This window comes from Pseudomonadota bacterium (assembly GCA_039028155.1).
In the GTDB taxonomy this organism is placed as follows: domain Bacteria; phylum Pseudomonadota; class Alphaproteobacteria; order SP197; family SP197; genus JANQGO01.
On the sequence record JBCCIS010000036.1, the window covers coordinates 1 to 20,149 of the forward strand.

Consider the following 20,149-nt stretch of genomic DNA (forward strand, 5'->3'; position numbering starts at 1 on the left):
GACGGCGAGACCACCATCAACCGGGTCTATCACCTTGACCGCGGCTATGAGTGCCTGGTCGAGAAACTCTCCGCATGCGGCGCGCAAATTGATAGGGTGGCGGCCTGATGAAAGTCGATGTTCTGAAGATCAAGGCAGACGATGACGAGGACCTCGAGGTCTTCGCCACCATGCTGCAGGACGCGCCGATGCCGCTCGCCGAGGTCACGTACCTGGACGACGAGAAGCGCTTCGCCGCCCTGTTCCACCGCTTCTGCTACGAGCACGAGCATGAGCACGACCCGTCCTGGAAGGACGGCATGTGCCAGGTCGACTGCGCGCTGATCTTCGAGAATGTCGACAGCGCCGAGGCCTGGGATATCGGCGGCCTGGGCGGCGAGGGCATGGTGGAGCTGATGACCATCGTCTCCGACCCCGACGAGGGCGAGCGCATCGTCATCACGCTGGTGTTTCACGGCGGCGGTCATATCCGCCTGGAGACGGCGGCGATCGAGGGCCGGCTGCACGACATCGGCACGCCGCAGAACACCAAACGCAGGCCGCGCCACACGCCGGTTATCGGCTAGGGCCGGCGCCATTGGCCGATGACGGTGTCTGACGACACAGCACGGTATCACATCACCGATATCAAGCTCGACGACCGGCTGGTGGTGCGCCGCAGCCCGGAGGTCGAGCACGAGATGGGCGTGGCGATCTATGACCTCCTGGAGCAGAACTACTTCGCTCCGGTAGGCGATATGAGCGGTCCCTACCATGTCGAGCTCTCGATCCGCGACGCCCGCACCCTGGTTTTCGCGATCAGCACCGAGGCCGACGAGCCGCTGGGCGAGGTCATGCTGACGCTGAGCCCCTTCCGGCGCATCGTCAAAGACTACTTCACGGTCTGCGAAAGCTATTTCGACGCGATCAAGGACGCGCCGGCGTCGCGCATCGAGGCGCTCGACATGGGTCGGCGCGGGTTGCACAACGACGGCGCGGAGCTGTTGCGCGATAACCTCAAAGGCAAGATCGATATCGACGAGGAGACCGCCCGGCGCCTGTTCACCCTGGTCTGTGTTCTGCATATCAGGGCCTAGCGTATGATCGAGCTGCCCGGTGCGGTGTTGTTCTGCTGCAATTACAACGCCATCCGCTCACCCATGGCCGAGGGTTTGTTGAAGTCGCGGTTGGGTCACCGGGTGTTCGTCGATTCCGTCGGTGTACGCCACAGCGACGAAGCCGATCCATTCATGGTCGCGGCGATGGACGAGATCGGCATCGACATGAGCCGGCACCGTCCCAAGACCTTCGAGGATCTGGAAGACGAGAGCGAGGCATTCGACCTGGTCGTCACGCTGTCGCCGGCGGCGCAGCACAGGGCGCTGGAGCTGACGCGATACGCCTCACTCGATGTCGAGTACTGGACGACGTTCGATCCCTCAACGGTCGAAGGCAGCCGGGAAGTGCGCTTAGACGCCTATCGCAGCATGCGCGATCTGCTCGATAAGCGCATTCGCGAACGCTTTCCGGTCGAGGCCGCACCGAACGTCTGAGCAGGGCACCAGCCGGGTAGAAGACAGAATTGCCTTGATTTCGCAGCATGTGGGACCCATGTTCGCCGCGGTTTTTTCTCAATGATGAGGGCCCATGGGTAAGGAAGACGTAATTGAGATGACGGGCACGGTCACCGAACTGCTGCCCAACGCGATGTTCCGCGTCAAACTGGACAACGATCATGAGATCCTGGCGCACACGTCAGGCAAGATGCGTAAGAACCGCATCCGCGTTCTGTCGGGCGACAAGGTGACGGTGGAGATGACACCCTATGATCTGACCAAGGGTCGGATCGTCTTCCGCTTCAAATAGCACGTCCCATGGCCCGGCGCCCGCCGCCGCCTCTGATCCTCGCCTCTGCTTCGCCGCGCCGCCTGATGCTGCTTGAGCAGATCGGGATGGCGCCGGAACGGGTTGTTCCCGCCGATATCGACGAGACACCCTTGACCAACGAGTTGCCGCGCGACCTTGTCTGTCGCCTTGCACTGGCGAAGGCGCGTTCTGTCGCTGATCAAGAGGCCGGTGCCGCTGTGCTGGGCGCCGACACGGTCGTCGCCTGCGGCCGGCGTATCCTGCCCAAAGCGGAGACCGAAGACCAGGCGCGGGCGTGTCTGAAGCGCCTGTCCGGTCGTCGGCACGTCGTGCACGGCGGCGTGGCGCTTGTTGGGCCCGATGGTCAGCCGCTGACCCGCTATGTGGCCACGCGCATCACATTTAAACGCTTAAGTGACGCGGAGATTGACAGTTATGTCGATTCGGGCGAATGGCATGGCAAGGCGGGCGGCTATGCCATTCAGGGTCGGGCTGCGGCCTTCGTCCCGTTTATCAACGGCTCCTATTCCAACGTGGTTGGCCTGCCGCTTTACGAGACCGCACAGCTCCTGAGGGGAGTGGGGTTGGGTCACGATGATTGACACGGTGCTGGTTGAGAGTACACCGCGCGTGGTGCAGATCGCTCTGCTCGCCGATGGCGAGCTGGTCGAGTACCACGTCGACCGGCGCGGCCGGGGGCACCACGAGGGTGATGTCTTCGTCTGCCGCGTTACGCGTGTGGTGCCAGGTCTGAAGGCGGCGTTCGTCGATCTTGGCAATGGCGTCTCGGGTTTTCTACCGGCGCGCGACGCGCATCGTGAAGACGGCGCCACGCCCGACATCAACCGCCTGGTCCATGAGGGCCAGACCGTCGTCGTCGCCATAGCGAAACTGGCGACGGCGGAAAAGGGACCTAAGGTCACGCGGCGGTTCGCCGATCACGACGGCGCGGTCACGCATGCCGCGGCGCGGCTTAAACCACCGGCCCTGGTTCAGCGTTCCGATCAGCGGTTGACGCGGCTGATCGATCGTCTGGACAAGGCCCACATCATTGTCGATTGTCCGGCGAAGTATGCGCGTCTCAGACAACGTGTCGATCCCGAGCGGTTGGACTACCATCAGGGCGTGACGCCGTTGTTCGCCATGGCCGATATCGAGGACCAGGTCGAACGCGCCTTGACACCCACCGTCGACCTGCCGAGCGGCGCGCGTGTCGTGTTTGAACCCGTGCGCACGCTGACGGCCATCGATGTCGACGTGGCGTCGGCGGGCGAACGGACGGCCGACCCGCTCGCGGTCAACCTGGAGGCTGCGGCCGTCATCGCGCGTCAAATCCGGCTGCGCAATATCGGCGGCCTGATCGTCATCGATTTTCTCAACATGACGGGCGAGGACAAGGCCGGCCGGCTTGCCGATGCCATGCGTCAGGCGGTGGCAAACGATCCCGCCCAGGTCGCGCTGGTCGGCCCGTCGCGGTTTGGCCTGATCGAAATGGCCCGCGAACGGCGCGGCGATCCGTTGGCAGGCGCCTTGGGCAGCGCCGTCGAGCGCGCCGCCGACCAACTGGTTCGCGAATTGCGGCGGACGGCCGCACACGGCGCCGGTACGCTTGAGGTACGCGCGTCGCCGGCTGTGGTCGCCGAGTTTCAGCGCGGCAGCGGTGGCCAGGATGTGGCATCGTGGATCGGACGCAGGCTCGAGGTCGAGATCGAAAGCGAGCGCGCGGATCACGCCTTCCTGGTCACGGCGCTTTAGAGCAGATCCTGTTTTGGTGGAATCGCTCCGCGATTCCGTCAAGTCAGGTGAATCTGCTCTTCTCATCGATGGAAAGCGGATTCACATGGTCAGATGGAACCGTCAAGCGGTTCCATCTGACCATGATCCGCTTTAGAAGAACGCTGAGGAGAACGATGTGACGGACGACAGCAAGCCGACGGAACCTTGTCCGATTTGCAGCCAGCCGAGCCAGGCCGACTTCCAGCCGTTCTGCTCAAAACGCTGCAAGATGCGCGACCTCGCCCATTGGTTGGGCGGCGACGAACCCTATGTCATCCCCGGTGAGCCGTTGAGCGGCCTACTGGACGAGAACGGCGAACCGCTGGTCGACCTTGAAGAGCTGGCTGAGGAGACGGGCGAAAGCAATGTCGTCTATGCCAATTTTCGCCGCGATGGCGGCAAGGGCGAGCCGTCTTAAGAGAATTACCCGGCCGCCCACCGCCAGCCGCCCACCATGATTCTGGACAACCCAGCCGGTTTTGCCTAAAACCCGTCGCCTTGATCCGGCGCCCAGGTAGCTCAGTTGGTAGAGCAGCGGACTGAAAATCCGCGTGTCGGTGGTTCGAATCCGCCCCTGGGCACCATTTCCCTTACATCCGTTCTATGGCCCGCCCCGCTGGCCGCAGACCGGGCTCTGGTCAGCCTCATGGCCTAGGCCGTTGCTCTCGTATCGGCCATGGTCTGCGAGCGTCCGCGCGCGCTTTGCGCCTGACGGGACATCCAGACACCAGACCTACCGTTCAAAGATAGAGTCGGTGGTCTCCGGCTGGCATTCGAGCTTCGGTTGCATGAGTGCGTAGTCTTCTGAATAGGTGCCGCCGGATGCGATGATCTCCTTGCGCCGTTGATCAAATTTGGTCGCGACACACGCGCAGTAGGCGGGCGGGTCCTCCAGCTCCATGCGATAGAACCATATTGGTTCTTCGACGCAGCGGTTGTAGACATCGACGGCCTCGGGCGCGAGATCGTCTGGCAGGTCCGTTGCATCGGCCCAGGCGATCGGACCTGCCGTCAACGTGATCATCAGGATTGCGATCATGTGTTTGGTGCCTGCAATCATGTGTCAGCCACTCCATCCAACGTCTTGAGGCCGACCTGCCTCGGAAACACTGGCAATGGTAGACCAGTTGAGAAGATCGCCTCAACGTTGATCCGTTGGCCGAGGGTTGGGTGGCGGGCGATGAAGTGGACTGACGTGAAACGGGGCGCAACTTGTGCAGTGGCAACACCACATTGCTCTTGACTCTCTTGTCGCAGACCGTCGTAGCGCATGCGCTGGAGCGCGGACAATGCGCGATCCCGCAGAGCCTCTCTCCCGGGTTTCAGATCGACGGCGAAGGTAACCCGCTCTCTTCTATTGCTGCGATGCACGACGGCAATGGCGCGCTAGGCTGGCGGGAGTCACGACCGATGGGCATCGCTACCGTTACCGGTGAACGTCCAAGCGTTAGATGGTAACGCCGATTATTCCTAGTCGTAGAGGGTGGCATCACTGCCACGCGCCAGTATGGTTGATCCAGACACAGACAGCCTCCGGAACATGGTGCCATGCCAGACAACGCGCCCGTCGACCCGCTGCCGCTTGACGACTGGGATGCCGCACTCTCCTCTATCATCGACGACATGGGAGGTGCGCCAATCAACGTGCATCGCCTGATGGCCCATCATCCGGCATTGCTGCAGGCCTGGTGGAGCTTCCGCAATTATGGTGTCGATGGCGGTGATCTCGGCCGGCGCAAGGGCGAGCTGGTCATTCTGCGAACCGCCATTCACCTGCGTGCCTGGTACGAATGGGGCGCCCATGTCGCACGCGCCATGGCATGCGGCCTGACGCGCGCTGAAATCGAACGGGTGAAGCAGGGGCCGGCCGACCCGGCGTGGCCGCCCGATGAGGCGCTGTTGCTGGAAACGGTCGACGCGCTGATAACCGAGCGCGGCTTGTCGGAGGATCTCAAGGCGCGTCTCAGCGAACACTATACGGTGCGCCAAATCATGGATGTCATGGCGGTCCACGGCATGTATGTAATTCTGGGCAACATGGTGAACACGTGGCCGATCGAGCTCGACGCCAGCGTGCGCGAGGTCTTGCCGGAGGACGTCACACAAGAGACCTTCGAGGTTGAGTTTCCGCGCTAGGGAAGATCTGCTCTGAGCGTCGTCACAGATAAGGGCCGCCTATGCCGGTATTGACGATCTACTATGATGAAAGCCTGGATGACGCCGTGCGTGCGCATTGCGCCGCCATCCAGGAAGGGTTGGAGGCAGTGATGCGCGACGTGCTGGTCGCCGATCCCGCGAAATGCCAGGTGGTGTTGGTTGTGGCGCGGCACGCTTCACCCAAACGCGTTCACGTTGCCCTGCAGTATCGGGCGAAACCACATCGCACGCGCGCGGTGGTCGCTGAGGCCATGAACCAGGTGGCCAGCGTTTTGCACGGCGCGCTGGGGTGTGGTCTCCACATCCGGGCGTTCGATATCGATCAGTCGTTCCTGCACGCGCTCGACACGGACGGACCTGGCTGAGATGACGGACGGTACAGCACAGACTGGCGTTCATGTCCGCGCGATAGGCAGTTTTTTTGCCGGTGGTGAGATCGCGACTCTGTCCGGTCAACCCAAAAGTCACATCCAGGTTGCCCGCCACGGTCCGAAACGTGAGGTCGATCTCAACGGCGACTATGTGACCGGCCAAACCTACGTTCAGTTCGTCCAGCAGGTCGCGCCGCGCTTCGAGGCGCCGGTGATGTTCTGGCACGGCGGCGCCATGACCGGCGCAATGTGGGAAACGACACCGGATGGCCGCCCGGGCTGGCAAAGTCACTTTCTGAATGCGGGTTTCGATACGTATGTCTGCGACGCCATGGAACGCGGTCGCGCAAGCTGGTCGCCCTATCCTGATATCTACGCGACATCGCCCATTCACCGCACACTGAACGAGGCCTGGGAGATGTTTCGCATCGGTGAGCGCCAGTGTTATGCGACAGACCCGGCGCATCGAAAGCCGTTTCCTGGCAGCCTTTTCCCGCTCGACAGCTTTGACACCTTCGGTGCGCAGTTCGTCCCCAGGTGGACCGACCATGGCCAGGAAACGCTCACCGCCTACTATGATGCACTCCGACGGACCGGGCCCGTTTGGTTGGTCGCCCACAGTCAGGGCGGCAATCTTGCCCTGGAAGCGGCGGCCCGGCATCCCGAGTTCTTTCGCGGTGTTGTCGTGATCGAACCGGCCTCAGCCCCACCCGACACTGGCGACGCAAGCGAGGTTCCGCACCTGATCGTCTGGTGCGACAACATCGACAAGGCGCCCGCGTGGGTGTCGTATCGGGAGTCGGTCGATGCCTATGCCGACAAGTTGGAAGCGATGGGCGGAGACGTTCAGTTGCTCGATCTGCCGGCAGTTGGCGTTCGAGGAAACTCCCATGTGCCGATGGCGGATTTGAACGCGGATGACGTCGCGGAAAAGGTCGTTGCTTGGATTGAAGCAGCTATCGCGTGACCGTGCGTTCGCTGCCGCACGATCTATTCCCCGTTCGCGGCTGACAGATGGGCTTCGAGCAGGGCGGTCAACAAGGCCAGCGGCACGGTCGCTGCCTGGGCCTCGAACTGTGATCTGCCCTTGCGGACGGAGGCATAGGGAAAGACACCGTCCGGACCATAGCCCACATGCCAGTGCCAGCCGGGCAGGGTGTGCTCAATCAACGCAATGCAGGCATCGACCGAGGCCGTATACGCCGGCGCTGCCTCGTCACGGGTGATGTGGGCGACGGCGTGGGCGATGGCCAGGTCGAGGTCGTGGTCCCGACCGGTCGCGGCTTTGACCTGCGGCAGGAGCGTCTTGAGTTTCCGCGCGACCATAGCGCCAGTTTACGCTTGGTCGTGTCTGAGGACCAAGAGCACCGTCACTGGGGTTTAGCGTCCTGGTACCGGCTGGACTGCGCCGTCTTGGCCGGCCGACTTCACCACGGCCTCAAACACGGCGGCGTTGTGAATTGCCTGATCGACCGGCAACGGGAATGCCGCCTTGCCGGTCGCTGCGAGCGCGAAGGCTTCGAGTTCGGCGCGCTCCATGTCTTCATCGGAAAAGTCCAGCACCTCCCGCTCGCCGCCGGCGCGCGTGATCGTGACATGGCGATAGCCGTCCATCTCCAACTGTCCGTGGGTGCCGAACAGGATAATGCGCCAATGGCGCGGCGTGATGGTCAGCGTCGACAACGTGCCGGAGGCGCCGTTCTCGAAGGTCAGGAGCACGTTGGTCGTGTCGTCGGCCTCGGTGGTCACGATCTGGCGCCGGCTTAACGCGCGCACGGTGTCAACCCGGTCGATCAGGTTGATCAGCATATCCAGAATGTGGACGCCCATGGTCGTCATGCCGCCGATGGGATGTTCGGCGCGCATGACCCAGTATTCGCCAGGTTCGCACTCTAGTCCGTAACCGCCTGAGTAGTTGCCTTCGACATGGACAATCCTGCCGATGACGTCCTCATCCAACAGCCGCTTTATGGTGTTGGTCGCGGTCAGGAAGCGGCGATTGTGACCCAGCGCCAGGGTGACACCCGCCTTGGTGCAGGCCTCTTCCGCGCGTCGCGCTTCGGCCAGTGTGAAGGCCAGCGGCTTTTCGACAAAGACCGGCTTACCCGCGTCCGCGGCGGCGACGATCTGGTCGACATGCACGCTGTTGATCGAGGCCAGGACCACGGCGTCGATATCGTCGCCCAGAGCATCGCCGAGGTTGTCGCTCAAGGTCATACCCTGCTTGTCGGCAAAATTCTGGGCTCGCGACGGGGTGCGCGTGACCGCGCGATCGAAGCGGATGAGGTCGCCTTTTGGGTTGCCGTTCTCCTGAACCGCATCGACCAGGACCTGTCCCCAGCTTCCCAGACCGACAATCGCAGCACGCAACATTTCGTGTTCCCTTCCCATGTGGTTTGACTGCCTACGCTGGCAGGCGGCAATCGGTTCACGGGACCGTTGGCATTCGTGCCTGCTGGCCCTTAGGATTTCGGTCGTGTCGCGGCCTGACCGGGTGGTCGCGGTGATCGTATCGGAACGCCATGCCGCAGGATTTGCCCTTTGCACTCTATCACGCCTTTTCGGCCGGCCCGTTTGGCGGTGCCGCAGCGGGCATTATTGAATCCACCGCCGAGTTGACCGCGACGACCATGCAGAGCATTGCCCGTGAGATCGGCGCGCCGGCCACCGCCTTTTTGCAACGTGTGGAAGGAAGTTTGGTCGATGTACGCTTTTTCTCGACACAGACCGAGTACGGTATGTGTGGTCACGGTACGGTCGGCCTTGTGAGTCACTTGCGGGAGACCGGCAGACTTGCCGCCGATCGCGGCAACGCCGGCGTCACGTTGCGGACCTCTGGCGGCGACGCTGTTGTCGGTATCCGCGATGTCGGCGGCGAAACGCTCGTGATGCTGACCCTGACGCCGTCGCGTTTCGAGCCGGCGACACCTGATCGGGAGGCGCTGTCCAGAGCGCTCGGCATCGAGTCATCGGAAATCGATAACACGCTTCCCATGGAAAAAGCCGTTGGCGACTTCGTGCACCTTCAAGTACCCATCTGCTCACTGGCGACGATGCAGGCGATGGCGCCTGACTTCAACGCCATCGCGGCGTTGTCGCGCGCCAACGGCGCCCATACGGTGACGGTCTTTACCCGCGAGGTCCACCATGGGCACAGTAAGGTGCACTGTCGAGATTTCTGCCCCGCGGTCGGCACACCGGAATCGCCTGGCGCCGGCACGACCAACGGCGCCTTGACGGCCTACATGGTGCGTCATGGTCTGATAGGGTTGATTGATGGCGAAACCACCGTCGTTTTGTCGGAGCAGGGCTACGAGTGCGGCCGCCCGAGCGAGATCCGGTCGGAAGTCGTGGCCGTCGATGGTCAAATCGAACACTTGGCCGTGGGTGGCTATGCGCGCAAGTCGATGGTTGGCACATTCTGCCTGAGCGATGGCGACCGCTAGGATGGTGGGGATGGGACAACAGCCGAACGGTGGCGCGCGCGCTCTTTTGATGGCGGCGCTCGGGGCGGCGCGCGCCGGGCGGCTCCAGGAAGCGGATGATCTGATCGGCCGCGTTCTCGCTGTGGAACCGAACAATGCCGAGGCCCTGCATATGCAGGGCGCGCTTTTCCTTCAGGCTGGCGATGCGGAACGCGCGCTGGGTCCGCTCAAGCGGGCCTTCGACGCTATGCCAGACCATGCCGGGATCGCCGCCAACTATGGCATCGCGCTGGCGGAGCACGGTCAGGCGGACGAAGCCGAACCCGTCCTGCGCCGTGCCGCCGGTGCAGCGCCGGCCAACCCGCAGGCGCTGCTTAATCTGGCGCTTCTGGTGAAGCGCAACGGCGAGGCGGAGGAGGCCGAGGCGTTGTTGCGCCGCGCCGTGGACGTGGCGCCCGCTTATCCACGCGCCTGGCTCGAGCTTGGCGTACTCGTGGCTGAATTGAAGGGTGACGACGACGCGTTGGGTTGTTTCGAAAAGGCGCTTGAAACAGATCCCCAACATCCGGGCGCCCGCTTCAACGCGGCGATGGCGTGCCAGCGCCTCCATCGTTTTGATGACGCGCTCGCGCACTACGAGGCCTGTCGTGACGCCCTGGCGCAGAACCCCGATCTCTATTTCGGCCTGGGACTTTGTTTGCAGGAGGTCGGGCGCGTCGACGAGGCGATCGAGGTCTACCGCGACTTGCTTGCCATGGCGCCCGATGCCTATCGGATTGTGCTGAAGAACCTGACATCCGGCTCGTCCGGCATGGTTTGCCTGAAACCGACCGACTTGCGCCGCCGTCTGGGTATGGCTTAGCGCATTCTCGTTTTGACGGAAGCTTTGCCGCTCCGCTCCCCCTCCCGGCCAACCAGGTCAGGATCCTTGGGGTGGCCAGGAGGAGGAGCGGGCTGGTGATGTCGTTCGAACGAAAAAAGCGTTAGCCGCCCGACCGTCTCTGGCGGTGGTGTTTGCGATAGGCGCCTGCGCCAGCCCTGACGGCTGTCTTGGTCTCGTTGAAACGGTCCGCGGCCTCGCCCTCCAATGTTTCGAAGACAAGATCGAGGTTTTCCAAAGGAACCGGCATGCACTGTGCGACCGGGGTGCCGCGCTTCAACACGCCATTGAAGTCCCGGTCGACCCATTGCGCGGGGAAGTGAACGAAGTTGTGATAGTTGTCGGCGTGAACGAAGCCGGTCACCGCGCGGAACGGCAGATCGGCGCGGTTGACGGGATGTGTGCACAACAGGCCGAAACCGTTCGGCAGTTCGACGGTCCAGTAGTTGATGAACTTGACCGCGTAGGTATCGGCCTCGAAGAACGGCGTCTCAACGAGTTGGTCGGCGACGTGGACCGCCATCGGTGCTCGCGTGTAGCCGGTCAGCGTGGTCGCCGGCGGATCCCAGTCCCAGGAGAACGTGCCGTCCTTGACCTGGATGTCGGCGGCAAGCGGTATCAAAAAACCTGCCGACATGGCATCGACAAAGGGCGGACACTGCTTGACCGTCTCGACCTCGAAGCCCAGATCGGCGCTGTCGACCTTGGTCGGCATCGCCTTCAGCCAGTCGGGCAGACCGCGCCGGGCAGGGATCGGCTCGGGGATCAGGCCTTTCAGTTCAGGCGGGCATCGGAAGATGACCTTCATCGAGGGCATGCTCGGTCAGGAATGAGGCTTGCACCACCGTCTTATCGGAAATTTGGCGGCTTGAGAACGGCGCACGAGTCGCCGACGCACCGGCCCTGGAATCCCGCGCCCTGGCGATGGCTGTCCACAGGCGAAAGCGCAGTTTTTCGCCGGTTAGCGCGGGGCTGAGGTGCGTCATATGATGTTCATTTATTCGTCACTATAGTGTTGCGGGGGGTCACTACCCCTCCTGCATTCTCAGATTCTAGGGAGGTCAACCAAATGACTAACTTCTCGCGTCGTTCGTTGCTCAAGACGACAGCGGCCGCGGCTGTCGGCGTGGCGACGCTGGCCGTCCTGCGGTCCAAAGATGCCCTATCCTCATCCGGCCAGGTCAACGTTTTTGCCTGGGGCGACTACGTCCAGCAGAACATGATCGACAAGTTCGAGGCTGACACCGGCATCACCGTCAACCTTTCGACATACGGTTCCAACGACGAGGCCGAGCAGAAGCTGAAGGCCGCCGGCGGTACCGGCTTCGACGTCATTTTCCCGTCGGTGACGAACGTGCCGAACTACAAGGTCGGCGACGACTTCGTTTTGATGGAACTGGACGAGTCCAAGGTCAATATGGACAACATCATCCCGTCGATGGTGCGCGACTCCATCCAGCTCGGCGGCGTGCAGCGCGGTAAGCGCTTGGCATTGCCCTTCGACTGGGGCACCGAGGCGGTGACATTCAACTCGGAAGTCTACCCGCTGGCCGACGACGAGGTGTCGTTCGGCTCGCTTTGGGGCTCCGGCATGGACGGCAAGGTCGCGTTCCGCCAGAAGTCGGTCATCATGGGCACCGGCCTCTACCTTGACGCCATCGGCGAGGTGCCGTCAGACCGCATGCTTGATGTCTACAAGACCGAGGACGACGCCAAGCGCGTGTGGGACGCCGTCGCCAAGTTCGTCATCGAGCACAAGCAGAACGTCGGCGCCTTCTGGAACAACGCCACCGAGGCGACCAACGCCTTCACCCAGGCCGGCTGTGAGATCGGCCAGACCTGGGATACCACCGGCATCAAGCTGGGTTGGGATGTCGATCCCAAGTGGAAGTACCGCATGCCGGTCGAAGGCGGCATCACATGGATGGACTCGATCGCCATGCCGTCGGGTGCTGAGAACGTCGATCAGGGTTATGCCTTCCTGAATGCCATGTATGACGGTCCGATGGCGGGCATGTTCGTTGAGAACACCGGCTACAACTCGGCGGCCGTCGAAGGTGCTCAAAATGCCGGCGAGCAGTACGCCAAGACGTTCAACGAGATCTACACGACCGAAGCACTGGGCAATCTGTGGTGGTGGCAGCAGGACACGCCGTGGTTCGCACCCTTGCGGCAGGTCTATGTCGATGAAATCACCAACGCCTGATTTGGTTTTTGATCGGTGATTCCCGGCCGGGCGGCGCTTTGCCGTCCGGCCGAACCGGCCCGGCCGGAGCATCGTCAGGAGTCGCGGTTAAGGGGGATTGGCGGTGAGCGACGGATTAAGCGGCAACGATGTCGAACTTGCGGGCGTCTCCATGTCGTTCGGCGACTTCGTGGCGGTGCAGCCGACCGACTTGACCGTACGGGCGGGCGAGTTCTTCTCCATTCTGGGCCCGTCGGGATGCGGCAAGACGACGATCCTGCGCATGGTGTCGGGCTTTCTGAAGCCGACGACCGGGCAGGTCCTGATCGGCGGCACGGACATGACGTCGCTTGGGCCCAATCGGCGGCCCACGGCCCTTATTTTTCAGAACCTCGCGCTGTTCCCGCTGATGTCGGTTTGGGAAAATGTCGCCTTCGGTCTGGAGGCGCGCGGCATCGACAAGAAAACCCGTCGCCGGCGGGCGGAGGAATTGCTCGACCTGGTCGCGCTTCAGGGGCATGCCGACAAAAAGCCGACGGAGCTTTCCGGCGGCCAACGTCAGCGCGTCGCGGTGGCAAGGGCGTTGGCGGTCGAGCCATCGGTTCTTCTGCTCGATGAGCCTCTGTCGGCGCTCGACCTGAAGCTGCGCCAGCACATGCGTGCTGAGCTTAAGGATATTCAGCGCAAGACGGACATTACCTTCATCTACATCACGCACGATCAGGGCGAGGCGCTGACCATGTCCGACCGGATCGCGGTGATGAACCGCGGACGTATCGAACAAGTCGCGGAGACCGAGGAGATCTACGACCATCCGGCGACGCCGTTCGTCGCGACTTTCGTCGGTGAACAGAACGTATTCCGCGGACGTGTTGCCGGCATCGCCAACGGTGTTGCGAGGGTCGACACCTCAAGCGGCACGTTCACGGGCCTGCCCAGAGGCACGCTCAATGATGGTGACGAGGCGCTCGTCTTCGTCCGTCCGGAGCGCATGGGGCTGGCAAACGGCCAAGCAGGGGCGCTCAACACGGTTTCCGCGCATATCGAGCGGCGGGATCTGGAAGGCCCCTTCGTCAACGTCTTCATGCGCACGTCCGAAGACCAGGAGCTCGTCATGCACCTCACCAACTCAGGCGAGGTCTGGCGGTCCCTGGATGGTGAGCAAACGATCGGTTTCCAGACTGAAGATGCTCTGGTGCTCGCCGCCGGAGAACTGGCGCGTGAGTAGCCTGTTCCGCAGCTACGGTCCTGTCATGGGCGGCATGTTCGTCGGCATGGTCGCGCTTTGGATCGTCGCACTGATCGTGCTGCCGCAGCTCAACATGATCGAGCGCGCGTTCATTTACGAACCGCGCGGCGGCGCGGCGATCCAGGCGCAAGTCGATGTCGACCGCGTTACCCAGCGCCTGTTCACCATCCGCTACGATATCCAGGAACTCGAAAAACAGGCAGCCGAGGGCGGGGAGGGGACCGGAGTTTTCACGCCGGGCGCCAAGATCGGCGAGGACAACACCGGCGCCGCCGACACCGTTGTCACCACGCCGAGCCTGTCGGGTGGTGGCGACAGCATTGCCGAGCAGATCGCAAGGCTCGAAGCCGAGGCCGTCGAACTTGAGGCGCAGCTTGTCGAGATGGAGGCCGAGGAACAGCGGTTGAAGGCCGAGCAGGAGGCCGCGGCCGGCTACTCCGTGCGCAACTTCACGACCATGAACGCGATCCACTTCAAGATCTTCGTCATGACGTTGTTCTATTCCTTCTGTGTCACGCTGATCTGTTTCGTGGTCTGCTATCCCATCGCCTACACGGTCGCCCAGACGACCAACCGGGAGCGCGCGGCGCTTCTGATGCTGGGCCTGATCATCCCTTATGCGATCAACGAGCTCCTGCGCATCTTTGCCTGGACCATGATCCTGGCAAACCAGGGCATCTTGAACGCCGGCCTCGACGCCATTGGTATCCTCGATTTCAGCCAGGGCGAGACAATCCGCTGGGTCGCCTCCAACGGCGCCGTCTTCTGCGTCATGGTCTATGCCTACATCCTCTTCATGGTGTTCCCGATCTACAACACCATCGAGACGCTGGACCGTAACCAGATCGAGGCGGCTCGGGATCTCGGTGCCTCGACCTGGCGCATCCATCGCCGCGTCGTCCTGCCGCATGCCAAGCCGGGTATCGCCGTCGGCTCGATCATGACGTTCATGCTGTCGGCCGGCTCGATTGCCGTGCCGGGTCTCGTCGGACCGGGCCTGCATCCCGACTGGTTCAGCCAGGTCATCTACCGGAACTTCTTCGAAGCCGGGAATTGGAACATCGGATCGGCCTATTCCCTGGCGCTGCTGGTCGCCTGTCTTGTCTTCATTCTTATCGTGATGTCGGTCTTCAAGGTCGGCATCAGGCAGATCGCGCGATGACGACACTTGCCGAATCCGCTCCCGCGACGCGCGAACGCCATCTTCTCGGCGTCGACTGGAGCAAGGCGATCCTCAGCCTCTACATGATCATCTTCTTCCTTTATCTCTTCGTGCCGCTGCTGATCATGGTACTCGCCGCGTTCAATTCGAACGACACGCCGTCGGTTACCGACTGGCGCGGCTTCACCCTCGACTGGTTCACCGGGAGCTACAATGCCGAAGGGGACCTGACCGTGCGTGGCCTGCCGCAGGATGCCCGGTTCATACAGGGCCTGTGGCACTCGCTGTTGATCGCGTTCGGCGTCATCGCGATCTCCATACCGCTCGGCCTGTCCGGCGCGCTGCTGCTGACACGCCTGGAGTCGCGCGCCAGCACGTTGCTTTACACGATCCTGGTCTCGCCGATCCTGATCCCCGGCATCGTGCTGGGCGTTTCCACCATGATCTTCTGGCGCGACATGTTCGGCGTCGAGGCCGGGCTCTTCACCGCCATGGTCGCGCAATCGGTCTTCATCGCGTCTTACTGCATGCTGCTCTTCATGGCGCGCCTGCAGCGCCAGGACCGCATTTTGGACGAGGCGGCGTTCGACCTCGGCGCCTCGTCCTTCATGGTCTTCCGCCGCATCACCCTGCCGTTCCTGATGCCGACCATCGCGACCGCGACGGTGATCGCGTTCCTGCAGTCGATCGAGAACTACAACACCACGTTCTTCGCCATCGGCGGCTCATGGACCCTGGTGACGGAGATCGGCGCGCGTATGCGCTTCGGCCTGTCGCCGGTGGTCAACGCCATCGGCGTGATCTTCGTGGTCTTCACCGTTATCGCGGCGGTCACCTACGTGATGCTGAAGCGGCGCGAGCAGGCCAAGACAAAGGCCATGAAAGGCTGAGCGCTTGTCCTAGGCCGCCTCGAAACGGCCGGATTCGGCAAAGGCCTCCAGCTGTGATCGGTAGGGCGCGATGTCGATACCCTGTTCGGCCAGCCAGGTGTCGCTGAAATAGCTCTGCAGGTAGCGCTCACCGGGGTCACAGATCATCGAGACGATGCTGCCGTTCTTTTCCGCCGCCATCATTTCAGCCGCGATCTTCAGTGCGCCATAGAGGTTGGTGCCGGTAGATGCGCCGCACTTGCGGCCCAGCACGTCCTCCAGCCACCAGATAGTGGCGAGCGAGGCGGCGTCGGGGATCTTGATCATGCGGTCGATCACGCGCGGCTGAAACGACGGCTCGACCCTTGGCCGCCCGATCCCCTCGATGCGCGATCCGCGGTCCGACGTCAGGCTGCAGTCGCCGGTTCGATAGCTGTCGTAGAAAACGGAAAACTCCGGATCGACGACGCAAAGCCGGCTGCGGGCATAGAGTTCCGGGCGATAGCGCAGGTAACGGCCGATCGTTGCCGAGGTGCCGCCTGTACCGGCGCTGACGACGACCCAATCGGGTATGGGAAAGCGCTCTTTGGCCAGTTGCGAAAAAATGCTCTCGGCGATGTTGTTGTTGCCGCGCCAGTCGGTCGCGCGCTCGGCGAAGGTGAACTGGTCCATGTAGTGCCCGCCCAGGCTCTCGGCGAGCGCCTGGGCTTCGCCATAGATGTCCTTGGGATCGACCAGTTGGCATTCGCCGCCATAGAACTCGATCGTCGCGATCTTCTCCCGGGCGGTCGACTTCGGCACCACGCAAATGAAGCGCAAACCCAAGAGGCGCGCGAAGTAAGCCTCCGAAATCGCCGTGCTGCCGGATGATGCCTCGATAACGGGGGTGTCCGCGCGCACCATGCCGTTACAGAGCGCGTAGAGAAACAGGGAACGCGCCAAGCGGTGTTTCAAGCTGCCCGACGGGTGAGTCGACTCGTCTTTCAGATAGAGGTCGACGCTATGGAGACAGGGCAAGTCGAGCTTGATGAGATGGGTGTCGGAGGAACGATTGTAGTCGGCCATGATCTTGGCGATGGCGCCGCAGACCCACGCGCGATCGTCTCCCTCAAGCGCGTGGTCGAGCGATCGCACGTTCTCTATGGCCATGGTTCCCGTTTCCTTTTCTCACCGGCATGCGGGGCAATCAGGGAGACGGGCCATGCTACCGGAGCAGGTCGAATCGGCAAAGCGCGACGGGCATTGGGTTTCGGTCAGGGATCCAGTGGCGTCGGCCCCTGGACCCTGTGGTCATCCGCGTTCATCATGACCTCACGAAGGGGGAACCGTGGACGGCACATTCGACTACATCATCGTCGGCGCGGGTTCGGCCGGGTGTGTTCTGGCGAACCGTCTGAGCGAAGACCCCGCCACGACCGTCCTGTTGTTGGAGGCAGGTGGCGGCGACGACACTTACAAGGTCCAGATGCCGGGTGCGCAGCAACTGCCGCTGGCCGATAAGGACCTCAATTGGTCCTATCTCTCCGAGCCCGAGCCGCAACTGAACAACCGGCGCATCGACGTGCCGCGCGGGCGCGTGTTGGGCGGTTCGTCGTCGATCAACGGCATGGTCTATCTGCGTGGCCACCCGCTTGACTACGACGCCTGGGCCGAACTGGGCGCGACCGGCTGGTCCTACCGCGATGTGCTCGCCTACTTCATGCGTGCTGAGAATGCCGCGCACGGTGATCCGTCGATCCGCGGGCATGGCGGCCCCCTCCATGTCACCCGCCCGGATCTTACCAACCCCCTGTTCCAGGCGTTCCTGAAAGCCTGCGGCGAAGCCGGACATCCAGCGGACGATGATCTCAATGGTTTGTCTCCCGAAGGTGCCGGCGCCTTTGAGCGCACGGTGCATAAGGGGCGGCGCTGGAACACGGCCAGTGCTTACCTGCGTCCCGCCCGGTCGCGGCAGAACCTGGAAGTGCTGACGCGCCGACTCGGCAAAAAGATCATTATCGAGGCGGGACGGGCAACCGGCGTTGTCGCGATTCACGGCGACCGGGAGGAGACGTACCACGCGCGGCGCGAGGTGATTATCGCCGGCGGCGCCATCAACGCGCCCCAACTCCTGTTGCTGTCGGGCATCGGTCCGGGCGAACACCTGCGGGAGGTCGGCGTGCCCGTCGCCCATGACTTGCCGGGGGTCGGCAACGGGCTGATGGATCATCTGGAGGTCGTGGTCAAATCCGCCTGTACCCAACCCGTCAGCCTTTACAGCAAGACCGGCCGATTGGCGCGCCTCGGTGTCGGGCTGCGTTGGATGCTGTCGAAGTCCGGTGTCGGGGCGAGCAACCAGTGGGAGGCCGGGGCCTTCCTTAGAAGCCGCGACGGCTTGTCCCATCCCGATATCGAGCTGGAGTTCTTTCCGATCGCAATCTCCTATGACGGATTGCAACTGGCCGACCAGCACGGTTTCCAGGCCGATGTCGGACCCATGCGCTCGAAGAGCCGGGGTTGGATCCGTTTGGCGGGCCCGGATCCGCGCACGCCGCCCAGGATCTTCTTCAACTACATGAGCCACGAGGATGACTGGCTTGAAATGCGCGCGGGCGTGCGGCTGGTTCGCGAGATCTTTGCGCAGCCGGCTTTTGATCCCTATCGGGGCGCCGAAATCGCACCGGGCGCCAGCGTCGTCTCCGACGACGACATCGACGCCTTTATCCGCGAAACCGCCTTGACCGTCTATCACCCCTGCGGTTCATGCCGCATGGGAACGGATGCCATGGCCGTTGTCGATCCCGACTGCCGGGTGCGTGGTCTTGACGGTCTACGCGTTGCCGACGCCTCGATCATGCCGCAGATCACGACCTGCAACACCAACGGCCCGACCATCATGATCGGCGAAAAGGCTTCCGACCTCATCCGGGGCCGCGATCCCTTGGCGTCGCCCAATATCGGTCCGGAACGTCATGTCGGCGCCCTGCAACGTCCGCGCGCGCCGATGCGCGAGATGGCGGCGGTCGACCGATGACAGGTGTCGCGCGGTGACAGATAACCCAACGCCCAAATGTCGAAACGTGTTGCCGCCGCGTGGTGTCGACGGCGACGCGTTGGCTGGTGAGATTGACGCGTTGGTGTCCGCGGATGAAACGCCCAGCCTTCCCGTATCGTCTATTCACCCTTTGGACGCTGTCCGGCGTCATGCATGTGCGATCGTCGGGCAGGTCTATGCCAGTCCCGGCGATTGGCATTGGTCGACGCCGCTGGCGAGGAAGTTGGTCAACGAGACCGCCGCCTTCGTCCGTCCGATCTTTAGCGCGCCCCCGGATGCGGCCGTCCTGTTTGCGGCGAGTGGATCGGAAAGCAATCTGCTGGCGCTCAAGGGCGCCCGTGATGCGACCGCGCGGCGTGAGGTCGTGATGGCTGCAAGCGCCCACCCTTGCCTCGACAAGGCTGCCGCCGTACTGGGCCTGACCGTCGTGCGGACCGCCGTTAGCGATGGAGGCCGTGCCGACGTTCAGGCAATGATCGAAGCAACGGGACCTCAGACAGCCGCCGTTGTCCTCTCGATGCCGTGTGACTCGCGCGGTGTCTGCGACATGGTCGCGCCCGTCGCCGAGGCGGCGCAGCGCGCGGGATCGTGGTGTCACGTCGATGCGTGTTTGGGCGGCTATCTTGTGCCGTTTCTTAAAGCCATCGGCAGGCAGCTTCCCGATTTCGACTTTGGCGTGCCGGGCGTGCGATCGATCTCGGCGGATCTTCATAAGTACGGCTACGCACCCACCGGCATATCGTCATTGCTGCTGCGCAAGAGGTCGGATGAAGAGGTGATCGGCTTCGCGTTCGATGGCTGGAACGGGAGCCCTTATGCCAGCGCCACCATGGCTGGTACCCGAAGCGTGGCACCCTTGGCCGGGGCTTGGGCGACGCTTCTGCAGCTTGGCCAGGAGGGTCTATCAGAGCGCGCCGCCGCGGTGGCAGATTGGACCGATCGGCTAGCGGGGATGGTACGCGCCGACACAGACCTGCAACTATTGTCGTGCGCCGAGGCTGGGATGGTCCATTTCAGTCCGCTAGGCGATTGCTCGGGCTTCGGCACCGCCATGGCGCGGCTTGGCTTGCGCGGCAACGCGACGACCGATCCCGACGGGTTCACAACGACCGTGGGGCCGTACTGGGACGATGAGGAGATGGCGCAGCTGCTTGACGCCGCGAGATCAATCGCCGCGTCAAGCCGCGCCGTCTAGC

Annotated in this window: 22 protein-coding genes, 1 tRNA gene and 1 pseudogene; 19 read left to right on the top strand and 5 right to left on the bottom strand. The window is 62.9% G+C overall.

All coding sequences use genetic code 11. The annotated features are described in order from the left end of the window. Positions 1-107 precede the first annotated feature (107 nt). The 8 genes and pseudogenes from AAF563_17430 to AAF563_17465 all read left to right on the top strand — a co-directional run bounded on the left by AAF563_17430 (position 108) and on the right by AAF563_17465 (position 4,205). Positions 108-566: a DUF2948 family protein gene (locus AAF563_17430; protein ID MEM7123067.1), complete on the top strand. Its 459-nt coding sequence runs from the start codon at positions 108-110 to the stop codon at positions 564-566. 18 nt (positions 567-584) lie between these two features. Then, the gene (locus AAF563_17435; protein MEM7123068.1) at positions 585-1,076 is read left to right on the top strand and encodes a UPF0262 family protein; all 492 of its coding nucleotides are present in this window, start codon (positions 585-587) and stop codon (positions 1,074-1,076) included. Between the two features lie 3 nt (positions 1,077-1,079). Continuing rightward, on the top strand, positions 1,080-1,532 hold the full coding sequence (locus tag AAF563_17440; protein MEM7123069.1) for a low molecular weight phosphatase family protein: 453 nt from the start codon (positions 1,080-1,082) through the stop codon (positions 1,530-1,532). A 94-nt stretch (positions 1,533-1,626) separates the two neighbouring features. Continuing rightward, a complete protein-coding gene (gene infA, locus AAF563_17445) occupies positions 1,627-1,845 on the top strand; it encodes a translation initiation factor IF-1 (protein ID MEM7123070.1) in 219 nt (72 codons plus the stop codon). An 8-nt stretch (positions 1,846-1,853) separates the two neighbouring features. Continuing rightward, on the top strand, positions 1,854-2,447 hold the full coding sequence (locus tag AAF563_17450) for a Maf family protein (GenBank protein MEM7123071.1): 594 nt from the start codon (positions 1,854-1,856) through the stop codon (positions 2,445-2,447). Further along, a complete protein-coding gene (locus AAF563_17455) occupies positions 2,440-3,600 on the top strand; it encodes a ribonuclease E/G (GenBank protein ID MEM7123072.1) in 1,161 nt (386 codons plus the stop codon). The genes AAF563_17450 and AAF563_17455 overlap by 8 nt, the downstream gene beginning before the upstream one ends. Before the next feature lie 157 nt (positions 3,601-3,757). Beyond that, positions 3,758-3,934 (top strand): annotated as a pseudogene (gene yacG, locus AAF563_17460) (DNA gyrase inhibitor YacG). Positions 3,935-4,129: 195 nt separating this feature from the next. After that, positions 4,130-4,205, top strand: a tRNA-Phe gene (locus AAF563_17465). A 149-nt stretch (positions 4,206-4,354) separates the two neighbouring features. Here the strand turns inward: AAF563_17465 and AAF563_17470 are convergent. Then, complete coding sequence (locus AAF563_17470) at positions 4,355-4,681, bottom strand: hypothetical protein (GenBank protein ID MEM7123073.1); 327 nt, start codon at positions 4,679-4,681, stop codon at positions 4,355-4,357. 488 nt (positions 4,682-5,169) lie between these two features. On the opposite strand from AAF563_17470, the gene AAF563_17475 reads away from it, so the two are divergent. Genes AAF563_17475 through AAF563_17485 form a run of 3 tightly spaced genes read left to right on the top strand, consistent with a single transcriptional unit; the run spans position 5,170 to position 7,116 of the window. Continuing rightward, a complete protein-coding gene (locus tag AAF563_17475; protein ID MEM7123074.1) occupies positions 5,170-5,757 on the top strand; it encodes a carboxymuconolactone decarboxylase family protein in 588 nt (195 codons plus the stop codon). 41 nt (positions 5,758-5,798) lie between these two features. Beyond that, positions 5,799-6,143, top strand: a complete 345-nt coding sequence (locus AAF563_17480) for a hypothetical protein (protein MEM7123075.1) — start codon at positions 5,799-5,801, stop codon at positions 6,141-6,143. A gap of 1 nt (position 6,144) precedes the next feature. Beyond that, complete coding sequence (locus tag AAF563_17485; GenBank protein ID MEM7123076.1) at positions 6,145-7,116, top strand: alpha/beta fold hydrolase; 972 nt, start codon at positions 6,145-6,147, stop codon at positions 7,114-7,116. 23 nt (positions 7,117-7,139) lie between these two features. Here AAF563_17485 and AAF563_17490 read toward each other — a convergent pair whose 3' ends face one another. Both AAF563_17490 and AAF563_17495 read right to left on the bottom strand, forming a co-directional pair. Continuing rightward, positions 7,140-7,475 carry a hypothetical protein gene (locus tag AAF563_17490; protein MEM7123077.1) on the bottom strand — a complete coding sequence of 112 codons (336 nt, stop codon included), beginning with the start codon at positions 7,473-7,475 and terminating at the stop codon, positions 7,140-7,142. 54 nt (positions 7,476-7,529) lie between these two features. Next, entirely contained in the window at positions 7,530-8,522 is a 993-nt protein-coding gene (locus tag AAF563_17495; protein MEM7123078.1) for a Gfo/Idh/MocA family oxidoreductase, read from the bottom strand. A gap of 149 nt (positions 8,523-8,671) precedes the next feature. On the opposite strand from AAF563_17495, the gene AAF563_17500 reads away from it, so the two are divergent. Next, positions 8,672-9,595, top strand: a complete 924-nt coding sequence (locus tag AAF563_17500) for a PhzF family phenazine biosynthesis isomerase (protein ID MEM7123079.1) — start codon at positions 8,672-8,674, stop codon at positions 9,593-9,595. A gap of 10 nt (positions 9,596-9,605) precedes the next feature. Then, positions 9,606-10,436, top strand: a complete 831-nt coding sequence (locus AAF563_17505; protein MEM7123080.1) for a tetratricopeptide repeat protein — start codon at positions 9,606-9,608, stop codon at positions 10,434-10,436. A gap of 121 nt (positions 10,437-10,557) precedes the next feature. Here AAF563_17505 and AAF563_17510 read toward each other — a convergent pair whose 3' ends face one another. Continuing rightward, on the bottom strand, positions 10,558-11,262 hold the full coding sequence (locus tag AAF563_17510) for a hypothetical protein (protein MEM7123081.1): 705 nt from the start codon (positions 11,260-11,262) through the stop codon (positions 10,558-10,560). A gap of 261 nt (positions 11,263-11,523) precedes the next feature. Here AAF563_17510 and AAF563_17515 point away from each other — a divergent pair, with 261 nt between their 5' ends. From AAF563_17515 to AAF563_17530, 4 genes are all read left to right on the top strand, one after another. Beyond that, positions 11,524-12,660 carry an extracellular solute-binding protein gene (locus tag AAF563_17515; GenBank protein MEM7123082.1) on the top strand — a complete coding sequence of 379 codons (1,137 nt, stop codon included), beginning with the start codon at positions 11,524-11,526 and terminating at the stop codon, positions 12,658-12,660. Positions 12,661-12,811: 151 nt separating this feature from the next. Further along, positions 12,812-13,867 (top strand): ABC transporter ATP-binding protein, encoded by a 1,056-nt coding sequence (locus AAF563_17520; protein ID MEM7123083.1) that lies wholly within the window; start codon positions 12,812-12,814, stop codon positions 13,865-13,867. Beyond that, positions 13,860-15,050: an ABC transporter permease gene (locus AAF563_17525; GenBank protein MEM7123084.1), complete on the top strand. Its 1,191-nt coding sequence runs from the start codon at positions 13,860-13,862 to the stop codon at positions 15,048-15,050. Before AAF563_17520 ends, AAF563_17525 begins: the two co-directional genes overlap by 8 nt. Then, the gene (locus tag AAF563_17530; protein MEM7123085.1) at positions 15,047-15,940 is read left to right on the top strand and encodes an ABC transporter permease; all 894 of its coding nucleotides are present in this window, start codon (positions 15,047-15,049) and stop codon (positions 15,938-15,940) included. The genes AAF563_17525 and AAF563_17530 overlap by 4 nt, the downstream gene beginning before the upstream one ends. Before the next feature lie 9 nt (positions 15,941-15,949). Here the strand turns inward: AAF563_17530 and AAF563_17535 are convergent, their stop codons facing one another. Further along, positions 15,950-16,984, bottom strand: coding sequence for a PLP-dependent cysteine synthase family protein (locus AAF563_17535; GenBank protein MEM7123086.1), 1,035 nt, complete (start codon positions 16,982-16,984; stop codon positions 15,950-15,952). A 262-nt stretch (positions 16,985-17,246) separates the two neighbouring features. Here AAF563_17535 and AAF563_17540 point away from each other — a divergent pair, with 262 nt between their 5' ends. After that, positions 17,247-18,932, top strand: a complete 1,686-nt coding sequence (locus tag AAF563_17540) for a choline dehydrogenase (protein MEM7123087.1) — start codon at positions 17,247-17,249, stop codon at positions 18,930-18,932. Positions 18,933-19,176: 244 nt separating this feature from the next. After that, on the top strand, positions 19,177-20,148 hold the full coding sequence (locus AAF563_17545) for an aminotransferase class V-fold PLP-dependent enzyme (protein MEM7123088.1): 972 nt from the start codon (positions 19,177-19,179) through the stop codon (positions 20,146-20,148). The last annotated feature ends 1 nt before the right edge of the window (position 20,149 follow it).